This is a genomic window from Chitinophaga vietnamensis, assembly GCF_902167635.1.
Taxonomy (GTDB): domain Bacteria; phylum Bacteroidota; class Bacteroidia; order Chitinophagales; family Chitinophagaceae; genus Chitinophaga; species Chitinophaga vietnamensis.
Genome location: NZ_CABHMS010000001.1, coordinates 693,059 through 709,695 on the forward strand (window position 1 = coordinate 693,059; position 16,637 = coordinate 709,695).

The window sequence follows — 16,637 nt, forward strand, 5'->3', positions numbered from 1 at the left end:
TTATGTTATTTTTAGAGGAAATACCTGCCCATGAAAAGAACCGGTATACTGCTGCTGGTACTGTTACCCTTGCTGACTGCGGCCCAAACCCGCTTTAATGTCCGGTTCTCTGAACCCCTGGCCGTTTACCAGTTTGTTCAGAGCCTCTCGGCTCATGCGCCAGATAATGCCTTTAAAGATGCCTACCAGCGCTCCGCTTTCAATGATCCGGCTCATAATGGCCTGCTGGCGGTGTTTGACACCCTGCGCACCTATTACAGTTACGACTATACGAATTATCCCTATGGGCAGAGAACGCAAGGCTCCACGGAGGGGCTGCTGAAGAAACATCTTATCAATGCTGCTACTATCAATGATTTCAAGCTACAGGCAGTAGGTATCATTCCCAATATTGATCTCATCACGCTCACGGATATACTGAATCAGTTCCAGCCGGTTTACCGGTCACTTATTTATCTACCTAATAAAACTGCTTTCGAAAAGCAACTGGATACGCTCCGGTATCTCGTCAAAACAGTGAATATTCCTGCTTATTTCGACGCTGGCGTGCAATTCTATCATGCTGCCTGGGATAGCAGCATTCCTTTCGAGTTTGCAGTATATCCACTGCCGGATGCCGGCGGCTTTACGGCTTCGGCCTTCCAGAACATCGCGGTGAGCGCGATGCAAACGCATCTGGAAGACTACAATGTATTGTTGTCTGTGATGATGCACGAAATTTTCCACATCCTGTACGATGAGGAATCGCCGGCTTTTAAAATACAGCTGGAGCGCTGGTTCAACGACCGGCCCACGAAGAGTAGCCGTTATGCCTGGCTGCTGCTCAACGAGGCGCTGGCCACAGCCATGGGCAATGGTTACGTGTACCGGCAGCTCAATGGCCAGCTGGATAGCACCGACTGGTACAACCGTACTTATATTAATAAGATGGCGAAACGCATCTATCCGATGGTAAAAGATTACATTGATCGCAGGCAGGCTATTGACAAGGATTTTGCAGATGCCTACATCCGCATATATGACCGTGATTTCGACTGGCTCTATGATGTGGATAATGTGCTGGCTTATCGTTATCTGTTGACAGATGATGCACAGGATTTCCAGGCCCTCGGGCGGTTGTTCCCCTATCGTTCGGTGTATGAATTTAGCGATGAGATATCCGGATCATCGGTGGAGAAGATGAGCACGACGCCAATCACCAAGCTGGTGGCCATTTACAAGGATCATCAACGGAAACTTTCATTGGTGAAGAGCACATTTGAAGAGCTGAAAGATTGGGCTCCTGATGCTACCACTGATTTTACGCGCGCCATATTACTGAAAGACAAAACCTGGCTGATCATCTTTAATAATGTGAAAACCAATACCGCAGACAAGCTGGGGGTACTTAAACTAAAAAAGGATGGATATTAATATCCATCCCTTCCTTGTATCAATCATTCAAAACCGAGCTAAATAATGGCTGCACGCTGGATGATGCCGCCGCCTACTACATCGTCGCCTTCGTAGAATACGGCTGATTGTCCGGGTGCGATACCTTTTACATTTTCATAGAAATCCACTTTCACTTGTCCGTTTACATTGTACAGGTTGCTAAGTGCGCCTTTGTCTTTGTAACGGATCTTGGTGATGGCTTCCATGCCTTCAGGGATGGTATCATATTTCCCCATATTGATGCCGCTCACGAACATTTCGTTCTTTTGCAGTTCATCTTCGCTGCCGAGTACGACGGTATTGGTTTCCGGGATGATCTCGGTGACGAATACAGGGCGGCCAAGGGCGATTTCGAGGCCTTTACGCTGGCCGATGGTGTAGAAGGGGTATCCCTTGTGTTTACCTACGATGGTGCCGTCTGCCAGTACGAAATTGCCGCCGTTGACCCTTTCTTCGAGGCCTTCCACTTTACGTTTCAGGAATCCGCGGTAGTCGTTATCCGGCACGAAGCATATTTCATAGCTTTCAGCTTTCTTGGCGAGTTCAGGATAGCCGAAGTCGAAGGCCATTTGCCTGATCTCTGTTTTGCGGTATTTACCCAGCGGGAGCAGGGTACGGGAGAGCACATCCTGCTGGATGCCCCAGAGCACATAGCTCTGGTCTTTCAGCTCATCGACACCTTTGCTGATCACATAACGGCCGTTGGTATGCTGCCTGATCTGGCCATAGTGGCCGGTGGCAATAAATTCGCAGTCCATGGCATCGGCGCGTTTCATGAGGGCGCGCCATTTGATATGGGTGTTGCAGAGCACGCAGGGATTGGGCGTGCGGCCTGCAATGTATTCATCTACAAAATTATTGATCACAAAATCCCCGAATTCGTCGCGGATATCCAGCACAAAGTGCGGGAAACCGTGATGCACCGCGGCGGCGCGGGCATCGTTGAAAGAATCGAGGTTGCAGCAGCCGGTCTCTTTCTTGCTGGCGCCTGCTGATGCATAATCCCAGGTTTTCATGGTGATGCCCACCACTTCATAGCCCTGTTCGTGCAACATGAGCGCTGTAACGGTACTATCGATACCGCCGCTCATGGCTACCAGTACTTTTCCAAGCTTGCTCATTTCAAAAAAAGTTTAAGGAGGCAAAATTACTTAAATTCCGGCCAACCGCCATCCACACATTATTGATTGTAACAATGTCAGTATCGATTTTGATGATGGCAAAGGCACATTATTATAATTTAATTGCAAAATGTTAATCCGGAATTATATATTTATTGTGTCAAGACGTATTTAGCATAAATTACATGTGATGCTTCCGATTTTAAATAAAGAGCTAGTGCTCAACCGAAAAGATTCCGGCGTTCATGAAAAACAATTCCAGTTTCCGGAAAAAATATTGCAATTCGGCACCGGCGTACTGTTGCGTGGCCTCGTAGATTACCTGGTGGATAAAGCCAATAAAAAAGGGATCTATGAAGGACGGATCGTGATTGTAAAGTCCACCGATGGCGATACCAGCGATTTCGACCGCCAGGACAGCCTCTACACCACGCACATCAAAGGTATTGCCCAAGGCGAGCTCGTTGATCAGGCGCTGATCAACGCTTCTATAAGTCGCGTTTTGCAATCGAATGCAGATTGGCAGAAGATTTTGGAAACCGTTCACCAGCCTGCATTACAGACAATCATCTCCAACACCACAGAGGTAGGCATCCAGTATGTCGAAGAAAAACTTTCTGCCGGCGTACCGTCTTCCTTCCCCGGTAAACTGCTCGCTATCCTCTGGGAGCGTTATCAATATTTCAAAGGCGGCAGCAACACCGGTTTTGTGATCGTACCTACGGAACTGGTGGTGAACAACGGCCAGCTATTGAAAGAGATCGTATTGCAACTGGCCGTGTACAATGAGTTGCCAGCAGCCTTCATCGGCTGGGTGCAGGCAGATAACCACTTCTGCAATTCGCTGGTAGACCGCATTGTGCCGGGCAAGCCCCGCAACCTGGCGGAACAGGAAGCCAAAGCCGGCTATACCGACCAGTTGTGGATAGAAGTAGAGCCCTTCCTGTTGTGGGCCATCGAGGGGAATAGTTATATCCGTTCGGTGCTGTCGTTTCATGAGGCAGATGAGCGCATGCTCATCACGCCCAGCATCACGCCATACCGGGAACAGAAACTGCGCATCCTCAATGGCAGCCATACTATCACAGTGCCGCTGGCATTTCTTTCCGGCTTCAACACCGTGTATGAATGTATGGAAGATGAATACCTGCGCAACTTCTTTCAACAAGTAATATTACAAGAGATATTACCTACCATCAAGGATATTTGTCCGCAGGCGGGCAGCTTCGCACAAGATGTGCTGGACCGCTTCGCCAATCCTTTCATTGCGCACAAACTGATCAGCATCACTTTCCAGGAAAGCTCCAAAATGAATGCGCGCAATGTGCGCACATTTGTGCGGTATTATGAGCAACAGCAGTCGCTGCCTCCATACATGTGCCTGGGATTCGCTGCCATGCTGCTTTTCCTGAAACCGGTGCGTGAAGAAGGCGGTAAATATTATGGTAGCAGACAAGGAGAAGAATACCTGATCACCGATGATAATGCCGCCATCTTTGCAGCATACTGGCGTGATCATAATAATATCGGAGAGATGGTACAACAGATATGCCGCGATGAGCGCCTCTGGGAAACCAGTCTGGACGCGCTTCCCGGCTTCTCTGCTACGGTGGCTGAACATTTACAGCAGCTGCAAAGCAAAGGCGTAAAACAATTTATTCACCAGGGATCAGCTTCTTAAATCATTCATTGTATATGAAGGCATTCTTATCTGAAGACTTTTTACTCCAAACGGAAACGGCTAAACGATTATATTTCGATTATGCACAGGAGATGCCTGTGATCGATTACCACAACCATTTGCCGCCCGATGAAATTGCACAGAACAAAGCATTCAGGAACCTGACGGATATCTGGCTTCGTGGCGACCACTACAAGTGGCGTGCGATGCGCGCCAATGGCGTACCTGAAAAATATATCACCGGCGACAGCGACGACTTCACCAAGTTCCGTCACTGGGCCGCTACAGCGCCTTACACCATGCGCAACCCGCTGTATCATTGGTCGCACATGGAACTGCGCAATCCTTTTGGCGTAAAGGAGCTGCTGAATGAATCCACGGCAGAGAAGATCTATCAGCAATGCAATGAGCAATTGCCTGCGCTCACTACACAAGCCCTGCTGAAACATTTCAAGGTAGATGTGTTGTGCACGACAGATGATCCGGTGGATTCGCTGGAACATCATGCGGCCATTGCCGCGCATCCTTTCGGGCCGCGCGTGTTGCCTACTTTCCGGCCAGACCGGGCCATGGCGGTGGATAATCCGGCCGCTTTCAATGCCTTTGTGGATCAACTGGCGACCGTTACCAATAATGATATCAGCAGCTTCAAAGCGATGATGGAAGCGCTACACCAGCGCCATACCTATTTCCATGAAAAAGGCGGGCGGCTGAGTGATCACGGCATCAGCACCTTTGTATTTGCACCAGCTACGGAAAGCGAGTTGGAAAATATTTTTGTGAAAGCCCGCAAAGGCCAGCCGGTCAATGATCTGGAGAATGAACAGTTCAAGACTGCCGTGCTGCTGCAAGTATGTGGATGGAACCATGCACGCGGCTGGGCGCAGCAGTTCCATGCGGGCGCTATCCGCAACAACAACAGCAGGCTGTTGCAGTTGCTGGGCGCCGATGCCGGCGTGGACTCCATCGGCGATTGGAGCAATGCTGCGCGTATGAGCGCATTCTTTAACGAGCTGGAAAGAAAAGATCGTCTTGCTAAAACCATCGTGTACAATCTTAACCCGGCAGATAATGAAGTGTTTGCCACCATGATGGGGAATTTCCAGGATGGTACTGTGGCCGGAAAGATGCAATACGGCTCCGGATGGTGGTTCCTGGATCAGAAAGACGGTATGGAGAAGCAGATGAACACGCTTAGCAATATGGGCTTGCTGAGCCGTTTTGTAGGCATGCTTACCGATTCAAGAAGTTTTCTTTCTTATTCGCGGCACGAATATTTCCGTCGTATTTTGTGTAACCTGTTAGGACAAGATGTGGAGAACGGAGAGCTGCCGGATGATATCAAATGGCTGGGCAAGATGGTACAGGATATCTGTTACAATAACGCGAAAGCATATTTCGGATTTTAGATGAAAGCAGTAAAAGTAATTACATTCGGAGAGATACTCCTGCGTTTGTCGCCACAGCTGGCGCAGCATACTGCCGCTGCGTATGTAGGCGGCGCAGAAGCCAATGTGGCGGCGAGTTTGGCGGGATGGGGCACCCCGGTAGCCTACCTGAGTAAAGTGCCTGATAATGGTTTTTCAAGAGATGTATTGCAGCAATTGTCCAATATTGGCATTGACACGGGCCGAATGTTATGGGGCGGCGATCGCATCGGGTTATATTACCTGGCGCAGGGCAGCGATCTTAAACATGCGGAAGTCGTGTATGACCGCAAATATTCTTCTTTCAGCGAGATTGAATCGGGAACAGTGAACTGGGACGAATTGCTGGGCGATGCCGAGTGGTTCCATTGGAGCGCTATTACGCCGGCGTTGAGCCAACAAGCGGCAAACGTTTGCAGAGAAGTGCTGGAAGCGGCCGCCCGCAAGGGAATGATCATCTCCACAGATCTTAATTACCGCAGTAAATTATGGCAATACGGCAAGAAGCCTTTTGAAGTGATGCCTGAACTGGTGCAGTATTGCGATGTAGTGATGGGCAATATCTGGGCAGCGCATACCATGCTGGATACCGCATTGGATACCGTGGCCATGGAAAACGCTACCAAAGCGGTTTTCCTGCAAACGGCGGAAAAGGTGGCAAAGGAAATAACGGCAACGTATACACGCTGTCAGCGCGTAGCGTTCACTTTCCGTTTCTCCAGTGCTCCTTCGCATAATCAATACTATGCGTTTTACTATCATGCGGGGCATATCAGCATTTCAAAAGAGTATGAAACAAATGCAGTAGTAGACCGTGTAGGCAGCGGCGATTGTTTTATGGCAGGCCTGATCCACACGCAATTGCAGGGGCAGAACGATCAGCAGATCATTGATTTTGCAGCAGCGGCGGCCTATTCCAAATTCTTTGTGAAGGGAGATTTCAACACCACACCGATTAATGATATCATTAAACTTATATAGCCATGAGTGCACCACAACCTGAAGTGATCATTGCGGCATTTGAGCAGAGCGGGATCATTCCTGTGTTTTACCATGATGATGCCGGCGTTTGCATCGCAGTGCTGCAAGCCTGTTACGATGCGGGTTTGCGCGTATTTGAATTTACCAGCAGGGGCGCTCATGCGCGTGCTAATTTCAAGGCGCTGCTGGACAAGCGGAATGCGGCGATGCCGGGAATGCGCCTCGGTATTGGCACGATCAAGAACCAGGCAGATGCCGCCTACTATGCCGGTGCAGGAGCTGATTTCATCGTATGCCCGATTATCGATACAGAGATCACGGCCTGGTGTAAATCGCAGCAAATACTTTGCGTGCCTGGCTGTATGACGCCTACAGAGATTTCCGTAGCGGAGAAACAGGGGGCGCAGCTGGTGAAACTGTTTCCCGGAAACGTGCTGGGGCCAGGCTTTCTGAAGGCGATCAAGCCTTTGTTCCCGCAATTGAAATTTATGCCTACCGGCGGCGTAGAGCCCACGCCGCAGAGTATCAACAGCTGGTATGAAGCAGGTGTGGTTTGTGTAGGGATGGGTTCCAACCTGCTCACCAAAGCATTGATCGATGCGAAAGACTGGGCGGCCCTGAAGGAAAAAATTATGCAAACGTTTGCAATTGTCCGGCGTAATAATTAATTTAAGCCACTTATAAATTCCAAAATCAGCCGTAATGAATTCCACAACTATTGGTAAGTATCGCTGGAGAATCTGTGCCTTGCTTTTCGTTGCCACCACCATTAACTACATAGACCGTCAGGTATTGGGTTTGCTGAAGGGTGATCTCTCTAAAGAGTTCAACTGGTCAGAAACGGATTACAGTAACCTCGTAATGACTTTTTCTGCGGCTTATTCTATTGGCCTGCTTTTTTTTGGCCGCCTGGTAGACAAGCTCGGTTCCAAGATCGGGTATACCGTTTCTATTGTGGTATGGAGCCTTTCCGCGATGGCGCATGCTTTGGTAAGAACCACGCTGGGATTCGGCATCGTACGATCTGTATTGGGTATCAGTGAAGCGGGCAATTTCCCGGCGGCTATCAAAGCAACGGCGGAGTGGTTTCCGAAGAAAGAGCGCGCACTGGCCACTGGTATCTTTAACAGCGGCGCTAATATTGCAGCCGTAGTAGGGCCTTTGATGGTATATTGGCTGGCCCGCAACCATGGCTGGCGTCATGCCTTTTTCTGGACGGGCGCTATCGGCTTTGCCTGGCTGATACTCTGGATCATCTATTACGAAATCCCTGGCCGCCACAAGAAAGTAAGCAAGGAAGAATATGATTATATCCATTCCGATCAGGAAGTGGAAGCAGAGAAGCCCAAGCCGGTGAAATGGGCGAAGCTGCTGGGTATCCGTCAAACATGGGCATTTGTGTTCGGCAAGTTGCTCACCGACCCGGTATGGTGGTTCTTTCTTTTCTGGTTGCCTACTTACCTGGAATCTATCTTCCATGTGGATATGAAGTCGAACCTCGGTTTACCGATCATCGTCATCTATTCTATCACCAGCTTTGGCAGTATTGGCGGCGGATGGTTATCTTCCTATCTGATCAAAAGCGGCTGGCCTATTTTCAAGGCGCGTAAAATATCGATGCTCATTTTCGCTCTATGTGTGTTGCCAATCACATTGATACAATTCACCAATAACGTATGGATGGCCATCCTGATCATCAGTTTGGCTACAGCGGCGCACCAGGCCTGGTCTGCCACTATCTTCACCACTGCTTCCGATATGTTCCCGAAACGCGCCGTTAGCTCCGTAGTGGGTATCGGCGGCATGGCCGGCTCTATTGGCGGCACATTGTTCCCGATAGTAGTAGGTTCCATGTTACAGCATTACAAAATGATGGGCAACATCGGTATTGGTTACAATATCCTTTTCGGTATTTGCAGCGTCGCATACCTGCTGGCATGGCTCGTGATGCACCTGTTCGCCCCGAAGATGGAACAAGTTAGATTGCCTTAGGATTTACGAATTTATTGATTTACGGATTTATTGATTTAAATAAAAGCGGAGATGACAACATTGTTCATCTCCGCTTTTTTATTTAAATCAATAAATCCGTAAATCAATAAATCCGTAAATCCTCCTAAAGGCTTACGCCGCGCTTCCAGGGGATGAAATCATCCTGGTGCAGTTGTTCTGCTTTGGTATGCACTTCACCGCTGGCGGCTTTGATCACGTATTCGAGAATTTCTTCGCCCATTTCAGCGATAGAGCGTTGGCCGCTGATGATGGAGCCGGTGTCGATGTCGATGATATCGGGCATGCGGGTGGCAAGACGGGTATTGGTGGCGAGCTTTACGACGGGGGCGATCGGGTTGCCGGTAGGCGTGCCGAGGCCGGTGGTAAAGAGTACGATATTGGCGCCGGAGCCTACTTCTGCGGAGGTGGACTCTACGTCGTTGCCAGGTGTGCAGAGGAGGTTGAGACCTGGTTTGGTCACATACTCCGTATAGTCGAGCACGTCAGTAACGGGGGAGGTGCCGCCTTTTTTCGCTGCCCCGGCGGATTTGATGGCATCGGTGATGAGGCCGTCTTTGATATTGCCGGGAGAGGGGTTCATGTAGAAGCCTGAACCTACAGACTGGGCCTGGTTTTCATACGCACGCATGATGCGGATGAATTTATCGGATATTTCGTCGGTAGTGCAGCGGTTGATCAGTTCCTGTTCTACGCCGCATAGTTCCGGAAATTCAGAAAGGATGCTGGTGCCGCCCAATGCAACGAGGAGGTCGGAAGTATGACCTACAGCAGGGTTGGCGGAGATGCCGGAGAAACCGTCGGAGCCGCCGCATTCCAGTCCTATTACCAGTTTGGAGAGCGGTGCGGGTTGGCGGGACAGTTTGTTGGCTTCTACCAATGCGAGGAAAGTATCTTTGATGGCGGCTGATAGCATGGCAAATTCAGAAGGGCTCTTCTGTTGCTCGTATACCAGTACCGGTTTGCTGAAGGCAGGGTTGAGTTTTTTCACTGATTCCATGAGGATGGATACCTGCGCGTGCTGGCAACCAAGACTGAGCACTGTGGCGCCGGCAACGTTCGGGTGGTGGATATAACCTGCCAGCAGGGCGCAGAGCGCGTCGGAGTCCTGGCGTGTGCCACCGCAGCCGCCCTCATGTGTGAGGAACTTGATGCCGTCGATATTCGGGAATATTGTATTTCGTTTATCCGTTTCCGTTACCTTGCCTGCTTCATATTGCCTGATGGCGTCGAGATCACCTTTTTTGTAGAGTGATACGAGGTCTTGCACCTGATCGTTATATACCTCTGCGGGCGCGAATCCCAGGCCTTTTTCGAAGGCGGTTTTGATCACGCTTACGTTTCTGTTTTCGCAGAAAACGAGGGGGATCACCAGCCAGTAGTTCCGGGTGCCAACTTGTCCGTCTTCACGATGATAACCCATGAAGGTGCGGTTGGCCCATCTGCTCACATCAGGCGCCTGCCATTGCTCGCTGTCATCTTTTTCATGGAAGGCGTTGGCGTCGTGCACTACATTTTCAGTGGTCATGCCTTCGCCGCTTCTGATGGTCCTGGTGGCTTTACCTACCAGTACGCCGTACATGAGGATGGCGTCGCCGCTGTTGATATCGTTGATCAGGAATTTATGTTTAGCAGGAATATTTTGCTTTAATTCGATCTGGTGGCCGTTAAAGGAGATATTGGTTCCGGCTGGCAGGTCCTGAAGGGCTACCAACACATTATCGTCTGGATGAATTTGTAAATAAGCGTTCATAAAAGCTAAAGTAGTAAATAACGGTTCCTGCTGGTAATACTAAAATATTAATCCATGATAAGATTTTGACTATTTGCTCAAACCGCTGAAATCGCGTTGTATGGCAAGTTACGAATGAATCAGCATTAGTTAATACCGTATTACCAGCCCTTTGAGCGAAGAAGAAATATTTTTTATGCAAACGTTTGAATTATTGTGACATTTAAATACTTTTGAATGCATGCATTAGCAGCAGTGAACAATACGCCCCGGGATAATTGTCGGGGCGACAAATTAAAACCTTGCATCAGAATGAAGCTGAAGCGTATCGTATTCCACGTTTGCCTGCTGGCCGGAATGGCCGGCACTGCGGCATTGCGGGCACAGGGACCTGCACCGCGCAACTACCTGTACCAGGAATGGCAGCATGCCGGCGGCGAAGCGGCCTTCAGCCAGGTGGATCACTGGAAACAATCTCAATACCATCACATCCTGCAACAGGTGGATGCCCTGCCGGCAGCGGTCCGCGCAACCCTCGCGCATGATGCCGACCAGGCCATGTCGTTTACCTGGCCGGCTCTCACCGCCGCGCTGTACCTGCAATTCCGCGACAATGGTAACCGCACCAACTACGAAAATGCACAGTTCGAACGACGTAAAGTGCTCAGTACATTAGTGGCAGGAGAGCTTGCCACCCGCAATGGCCGCTATATCCCGCAGATCGTGAATGGTCTCTGGGCCATACTGGAAGAGAGCTCCTGGGTGCTGCCCGCGCATGTGGGCGCGCAGAAAGCAGGCACCGACCTGCCCGATCCTAATGAACAGATCGTTGACCTCTTCGCCGGCGAAACAGCCGCCACTGTGGCCTGGACGCAATTCCTCCTGCATGATGCGCTCGACAAATATTCTCCCATCATCAACAAACGCATCAACTATGAACTGCAACGCCGCATCGTTGAGCCGTTCCTGCAACGTAACGACTTCTGGTGGATGGGCTTCCAGGGCAATCATACCGTCAATAACTGGAATGTATGGATCAATACCAATGTGCTCGAAACAGCTTTGCTGTCTGTAACGGACACGGATACACGAAATAAGGTGATTGAGAAAACAATCCGCAGCGCAGATAATTTCGTGAACGCCTATCCTGAAGATGGCGGCTGCGATGAAGGCCCTTCCTATTGGGGACATGCCGGCGGCAAACTGATAGAGCTATTATCCTGGCTGCACAGCGCCTCGCAGCAAAGGCTCGACTGGAGCCACCAGCCGCTGATCCATGAGATCGGCGCCTATATCTACAAGATGCATGTAGATGCTAACCGCTTTGTGAATTTCGCAGATGCTTCTGCCATCAACATCCCGCCGCCACATACGGTGTACCTTTACGGGCAACTCTTCCAGGATGCTTTGCTGAAAAGGTTTGCAGCCTATCTCTATCATCTCGATAATCCTGATACTAATAAAATAAAAGCAGGTTCATTACCTTTCTTTGTATACGACGTGCTGCTGCGCGATTCCCTGTTGCAGACTACCCCCGCCGCACCTTATACAACCATGAACTGGCTGCCGGGCTTACAGGTATTGTCTTTGCGCTCACAGCCAGGTATGGCGAAAGGCTTGTTCTTTGCCGCACAGGGCGGGCACAATGCTGAAAGTCATAACCATAACGATGTCGGCAATTTTGTGTTGTATATGGATGGAAAGCCCGCCATCATTGATGTGGGCGTAGGCACCTATACCAAACAAACCTTCAGTGCCGACCGTTACAAGTTATGGTATATGCAGTCGCAATGGCATAACTGCCCTACCATCAACGGCGTGCAACAAAAGGATGGCAGGCAGTTTCAGGCGAAAGACGTACATTTCTCTTCCAACAAACAAGGCCAGGTGTTGCAGATGGACATCGCTGCGGCCTACCCGGAAACCGCCATGGTGGCACGTTGGCAACGTACCTTCACTTTCACGCCAGCGAATGCATCTTTGCAACTGGATGAAGACTATGCGCTCAAAAGCTGGAATACGCCTTACCTGCTGCATTTCATGACATGCCTGCCGGCGGATACCAGTACCCCCGGCAAGATCATATTGAAAGGAGAAGGTACACAACTTACTATGACTTACGCCCCCGCTTTGTTTACCGTGATCACTGAACAGCAGTCTATCAATGATGCGCGTTTGTCGCCCGTATGGGGCAGCAGTGTAACGCGTATCAGTTTGCGTGCACGGCAACAGCAGCTGACAGGCAAACATACCATCACATTTACACAAGGCCGCTAAAACAAGATGGTAGCGGGTTGTAGCGGAAATTGAAAAATAGCGTTTGAATATTGCAAACGTTTGCATTAAATTGGGGTTTGAAGCGGTATGGTGGATGATTAGATACGTGTTACCGGGCTATCGCTACCGGGCTATCGCTCCTACGGAGCTGAATGATGGTTGACGACAACGGAGGCTACCGAGCTATCACCCCTACGGGGTGTATTGTAGCGGATGAATATGATCCACGAATGTATCATTGTATCGGATGAAAAAACGATCTACCAATATATCGCCCCTATGGGGGCGGATTGCGGTATATGAAAAACGATCTACCAATATATCGCCCCTACGGGGCGGATTGTGGTGGATAAAAAATGATCTACCAATATATCGCCCCTATGGGGGCGGATTGTGGTGGATAAAAAATGATCTACCAATATATCGCCCCTATGGGGGCGGATTGTGGTGGATAAAAAATGATCTACCAATATATCGCCCCTATGGGGGCGGATTGTGGTATATGAAAAATGATCTACCAATATATCGCCCCTACGGGGCGGATTGCGGTAGATGAAAAATGATCTACCAATATATCGCCCCTATGGGGGCGGATTGTAGCAAAAAAAATGATCTACCAATATATCGCCCCAGCGGGGCGGATTGTGGTATATGAAAAACGATCTACCAATATATCGCCCCTATGGGGCGGATTGCGGTGGATGAAAAATGATCTACCAATATATCGCCCCTATGGGGGCAGATTGTAGCAAAAAAAATGGTCTACCAATATATCGCCCCAGCGGGGCGACATATTGGTAGAGAAATAGCTATCAAGAGCATCACGCCCCGTAGGGGCGTAATATTGGTAGAAAAAAAATTCAATAATTACTAAAACATCTAACAGCAATATATGAGCACATATTATGAATCGAGGTATGCGAATAGCCCCGCGGAAGTGAAACAAATGAATACAGAACAGCTGAGAACTGCTTTTCTGATAGAGAAAATATTTTCCAGTGATACCATATCCTGGGTACATACTCATTACGACCGCTATCTCGCAGGTGGCGCAATGCCTGTAAGTGGGCCACTGAAGCTGGAAACCATCGATCTGTTGAAAGCCGGCTACTTTCTTGAAAGAAGGGAACTAGGTATGATCAATGTTGGCGGCGATGGCATTGTAGAGGTAGATGGAGAAAAATTCGAGCTTGCTTTTAAGGAAGCATTGTATATCGGTAAAGGAAAAAAAGAAGTCATCTTCCATAGCAGGGATAAAAGCTCTCCGGCGAAATTCTACCTGAATTCCACTCCGGCGCATCATACTTACCCCACCAGGAAAGTATCGAAGAAAGAAGCGGAGATCGTTACGCTCGGTGCCCTGGAAACGTCCAATCACCGTACGATCAACAAGCTGCTGGTTAATTCCGTACTGGAAACCTGCCAGCTGCAAATGGGTATGACGGAACTGCAACCTGGCAGCGTGTGGAATACGATGCCGGCGCATACACACGACAGAAGAATGGAAGTATATTTTTATTTCGAAGTGCCGGAAGGGCAATCGGTTTGCCACTTTATGGGCCAGCCGCAGGAAACCAGGCATATCTGGATGCAGAATGAACAGGCTGTTATATCTCCGCCCTGGTCCGTGCATGCCGGCGCAGGCACCAGCAACTATACATTCATTTGGGGTATGGCCGGCGAAAACCTGGACTATGGCGACATGGACCATTGCAAGATCACTGATTTACGTTAATGAACTGATAACATCCGCATCATGAAAAACATTATCGCAGGAAGTTTGATCGGATTGGCGCTTTTACATACGCCCTCCGCTTATGCCTTGCCGAAAGACTCGCTGAGCGAGACTTTCAGCGCACCCAGCGTGCGCGCGCAGATGGAAAAAGTAGCCAGCTGGCAATGGCGCAATATCGATAACAAAGGCTGGGCCTATCCACAAACCAACTGGACCAACGGCGCCATGTACACCGGCATGGTGGCGCTTAGTCGACTGACAGATAACCCTTATTTCATCAACCGCCTGGTGCAGGTAGGAAAAGATAATAACTGGAACACAGGACCAGACCGGTTTTTCGCTGATGAGTATTGCATCGGTCAGCTATACGCACAACTTTACAGCGTGTATAAAGATCCTGTGATGGTGGCGCGTTTCAAAGCACTGGCCGACAGTATCGTAGCGGCGCCGCACACGGAATCGCTCGACTGGAAAAACGGTATTCATCACCGTGAGTGGGCCTGGTGTGATGCCCTGTTCATGGGCCCTCCCGCGCTAGCTTACCTCTCCACTGCCACTGGTGATCCTCGCTATCTCGAAACAGCGGATAAGCTCTGGTGGAAAACCACCGATTTTCTTTTTGATAAAGAAGAGAATTTGTATTTCCGGGATGCAAGCTATTTCCCCAAGCGGGAGAAGAATGGCGCTAAAGTGTTCTGGAGCCGTGGCAATGGCTGGGTGATGGGCGGCCTCGCCCGTACGCTGGAAAACATGCCGGCCACTTATCCCAACAGGAGCCGCTTTGTGGAGTTGTTCAAGAAGATGGCCTATCGCATCGCTTCCCTGCAAACCGCCGATGGCACCTGGCATGCAAGCCTGCTCGATCCTGCTACTTACGAAGGCAAAGAAACTAGCGGTACTGGTTTCTACGTATATGCGTTGATGTGGGGTGTGAACAATGGCATCCTGCCGGAAAAAGATTTTATGCCGGCGATCTACAAAGGATGGGCTGCACTCACCAGTTGCGTGCATCCCAATGGTAAACTGGGATTTGTACAGGCCATCGGCGCAGCGCCCGGAAGCGCCACCGCAGATGATACGGAGGTATACGGCGTAGGCGCGTTCCTGTTAGCCGGCGCAGAACTGATCAAATATGATCTGCATAAAAATGCAGTCGCAGATATTGAGATCGTCAACAACACGGGCCTTAACCGTCCGGATGAAATGGTGGAGATACCTTATCAGCAATTTACTGCTCATCTCTCCAAAAATGTAAAAAAGAATTTTCGTATAGTGAATAGCGTTAGCGGGCAACCTATCGTTTATCAACTCTTATACGAAGGCAACAAAGAGCCGCAGAAAGTGCTGCTGGCGCTGAATCTGGCGCCTGGCGCTACGGTGCATGCCGCCGTGCTCGAAGGTGATCCTGGCGCTGTTACCGCCAGAGCTTATGGCCGTTTTGTACCGGAACGTAAAGATGATTATGCCTGGGAGAACGACCGCATCGCTTTCCGTATGTATGGCCCCGCCCTGGAGAAGACGCCGCAAGAAATGGCCCACGGTATTGACGTATGGGCGAAACGTACGCCGGAGATGGTGATCAATACCTGGTATAAATTGGATAACTATCATCACGATAATGGCCAGGGGCTTGATTTCTATAGTGTTGGTATGACCCTCGGCGCAGGCGATAACGCCCCCGTTGGAAAAGATACCATCTACTATCCTAAAAATTTCCGTCAATGGAAAACGTTGGACAATGGCCCGCTGCGTACCGCCTTCGCGCTCACCTATGATAGCTGGGATGCTGGCGGTGTAGCCGTTACCGTTACTAAAACCATTTCGCTTGATGCGGGTTCGCAGCTCAACAAAGTACAAGTGCAATATCATTTCAAAGGCGCTTCGTTGCCCGTGATCACCGGTATCGTAAAACGCAAGGAAGCCGGCAAAGTATTGCTGGATGAGACCTCCGGCGTGATGGGCTATTGGGAACCCACGCATGGAGAAGATGGTACGCTGGGCCTGGGATGCGTATTTACGGCGCCAGTTACCGGTATGAAAACTGACCAGGTACATGTGTTCACGCCCGGTACTGTTAATAACAATCAGCCTTATGTGTACTACACTGGCGCAGCCTGGAGCAAGGGCGGATACATTGCCGGCGCAGATGACTGGTTCAATTACCTGGAAACGTTTGCACAACGCGTAAAACAGCCGGTGACCGTAAAAATGACCGGCAAGCAATAACAGTGCGGAAAAA

The 16,637-nt window shown here is 49.8% G+C and carries 11 protein-coding genes; 9 read left to right on the plus strand and 2 right to left on the minus strand.

What is annotated here, in order from left to right; all coding sequences use genetic code 11:
• Positions 1-30 precede the first annotated feature (30 nt).
• A complete protein-coding gene (locus FPG75_RS02935) occupies positions 31-1,413 on the plus strand; it encodes a hypothetical protein (protein WP_143305058.1) in 1,383 nt (460 codons plus the stop codon).
• Positions 1,414-1,451: 38 nt separating this feature from the next.
• On the opposite strand, the gene mnmA is transcribed toward FPG75_RS02935, so the two are convergent.
• A complete protein-coding gene (gene mnmA, locus FPG75_RS02940; RefSeq protein ID WP_143305059.1) occupies positions 1,452-2,555 on the minus strand; it encodes a tRNA 2-thiouridine(34) synthase MnmA in 1,104 nt (367 codons plus the stop codon).
• Between the two features lie 190 nt (positions 2,556-2,745).
• On the opposite strand from mnmA, the gene FPG75_RS02945 reads away from it, so the two are divergent.
• The 5 genes from FPG75_RS02945 to FPG75_RS02965 are packed head-to-tail and all read left to right on the plus strand — an operon-like array spanning position 2,746 to position 8,636.
• Complete coding sequence (locus tag FPG75_RS02945; RefSeq protein ID WP_143305060.1) at positions 2,746-4,236, plus strand: tagaturonate reductase; 1,491 nt, start codon at positions 2,746-2,748, stop codon at positions 4,234-4,236.
• Between the two features lie 14 nt (positions 4,237-4,250).
• Positions 4,251-5,645 (plus strand): glucuronate isomerase, encoded by a 1,395-nt coding sequence (gene uxaC, locus FPG75_RS02950; protein WP_143305061.1) that lies wholly within the window; start codon positions 4,251-4,253, stop codon positions 5,643-5,645.
• On the plus strand, positions 5,646-6,644 hold the full coding sequence (locus FPG75_RS02955) for a sugar kinase (protein WP_143305062.1): 999 nt from the start codon (positions 5,646-5,648) through the stop codon (positions 6,642-6,644).
• 2 nt (positions 6,645-6,646) lie between these two features.
• Positions 6,647-7,312: a beta/alpha barrel domain-containing protein gene (locus FPG75_RS02960; RefSeq protein ID WP_143305063.1), complete on the plus strand. Its 666-nt coding sequence runs from the start codon at positions 6,647-6,649 to the stop codon at positions 7,310-7,312.
• Positions 7,313-7,346: 34 nt separating this feature from the next.
• The gene (locus FPG75_RS02965) at positions 7,347-8,636 is read left to right on the plus strand and encodes an MFS transporter (RefSeq protein ID WP_143305064.1); all 1,290 of its coding nucleotides are present in this window, start codon (positions 7,347-7,349) and stop codon (positions 8,634-8,636) included.
• A gap of 124 nt (positions 8,637-8,760) precedes the next feature.
• Here FPG75_RS02965 and FPG75_RS02970 read toward each other — a convergent pair whose 3' ends face one another.
• Positions 8,761-10,407, minus strand: coding sequence for a UxaA family hydrolase (locus tag FPG75_RS02970; protein ID WP_143305065.1), 1,647 nt, complete (start codon positions 10,405-10,407; stop codon positions 8,761-8,763).
• Between the two features lie 291 nt (positions 10,408-10,698).
• On the opposite strand from FPG75_RS02970, the gene FPG75_RS02975 reads away from it, so the two are divergent.
• The 3 genes from FPG75_RS02975 (at position 10,699) to FPG75_RS02985 (ending at position 16,624) form a co-directional block, all read left to right on the plus strand.
• Entirely contained in the window at positions 10,699-12,663 is a 1,965-nt protein-coding gene (locus FPG75_RS02975; RefSeq protein ID WP_161596642.1) for a heparinase II/III domain-containing protein, read from the plus strand.
• Positions 12,664-13,555: 892 nt separating this feature from the next.
• Positions 13,556-14,398: a 5-dehydro-4-deoxy-D-glucuronate isomerase gene (kduI, locus tag FPG75_RS02980; RefSeq protein ID WP_143305067.1), complete on the plus strand. Its 843-nt coding sequence runs from the start codon at positions 13,556-13,558 to the stop codon at positions 14,396-14,398.
• A 21-nt stretch (positions 14,399-14,419) separates the two neighbouring features.
• Positions 14,420-16,624 carry a glycoside hydrolase family 88 protein gene (locus FPG75_RS02985; RefSeq protein WP_143305068.1) on the plus strand — a complete coding sequence of 735 codons (2,205 nt, stop codon included), beginning with the start codon at positions 14,420-14,422 and terminating at the stop codon, positions 16,622-16,624.
• The last annotated feature ends 13 nt before the right edge of the window (positions 16,625-16,637 follow it).

What these genes read in the sequence shown, in the direction of transcription:
- FPG75_RS02935 (WP_143305058.1), top strand. Translation starts at nt 31, where the DNA reads ATGAAAAGAACCGGTATACTGCTGCTGGTACTGTTACCCTTGCTGACT.
- mnmA (WP_143305059.1), bottom strand. Translation starts at nt 2,555, where the DNA reads ATGAGCAAGCTTGGAAAAGTACTGGTAGCCATGAGCGGCGGTATCGAT.
- FPG75_RS02945 (WP_143305060.1), top strand. Translation starts at nt 2,746, where the DNA reads ATGCTTCCGATTTTAAATAAAGAGCTAGTGCTCAACCGAAAAGATTCC.
- uxaC (WP_143305061.1), top strand. Translation starts at nt 4,251, where the DNA reads ATGAAGGCATTCTTATCTGAAGACTTTTTACTCCAAACGGAAACGGCT.
- FPG75_RS02955 (WP_143305062.1), top strand. Translation starts at nt 5,646, where the DNA reads ATGAAAGCAGTAAAAGTAATTACATTCGGAGAGATACTCCTGCGTTTG.
- FPG75_RS02960 (WP_143305063.1), top strand. Translation starts at nt 6,647, where the DNA reads ATGAGTGCACCACAACCTGAAGTGATCATTGCGGCATTTGAGCAGAGC.
- FPG75_RS02965 (WP_143305064.1), top strand. Translation starts at nt 7,347, where the DNA reads ATGAATTCCACAACTATTGGTAAGTATCGCTGGAGAATCTGTGCCTTG.
- FPG75_RS02970 (WP_143305065.1), bottom strand. Translation starts at nt 10,407, where the DNA reads ATGAACGCTTATTTACAAATTCATCCAGACGATAATGTGTTGGTAGCC.
- FPG75_RS02975 (WP_161596642.1), top strand. Translation starts at nt 10,699, where the DNA reads ATGAAGCTGAAGCGTATCGTATTCCACGTTTGCCTGCTGGCCGGAATG.
- kduI (WP_143305067.1), top strand. Translation starts at nt 13,556, where the DNA reads ATGAGCACATATTATGAATCGAGGTATGCGAATAGCCCCGCGGAAGTG.
- FPG75_RS02985 (WP_143305068.1), top strand. Translation starts at nt 14,420, where the DNA reads ATGAAAAACATTATCGCAGGAAGTTTGATCGGATTGGCGCTTTTACAT.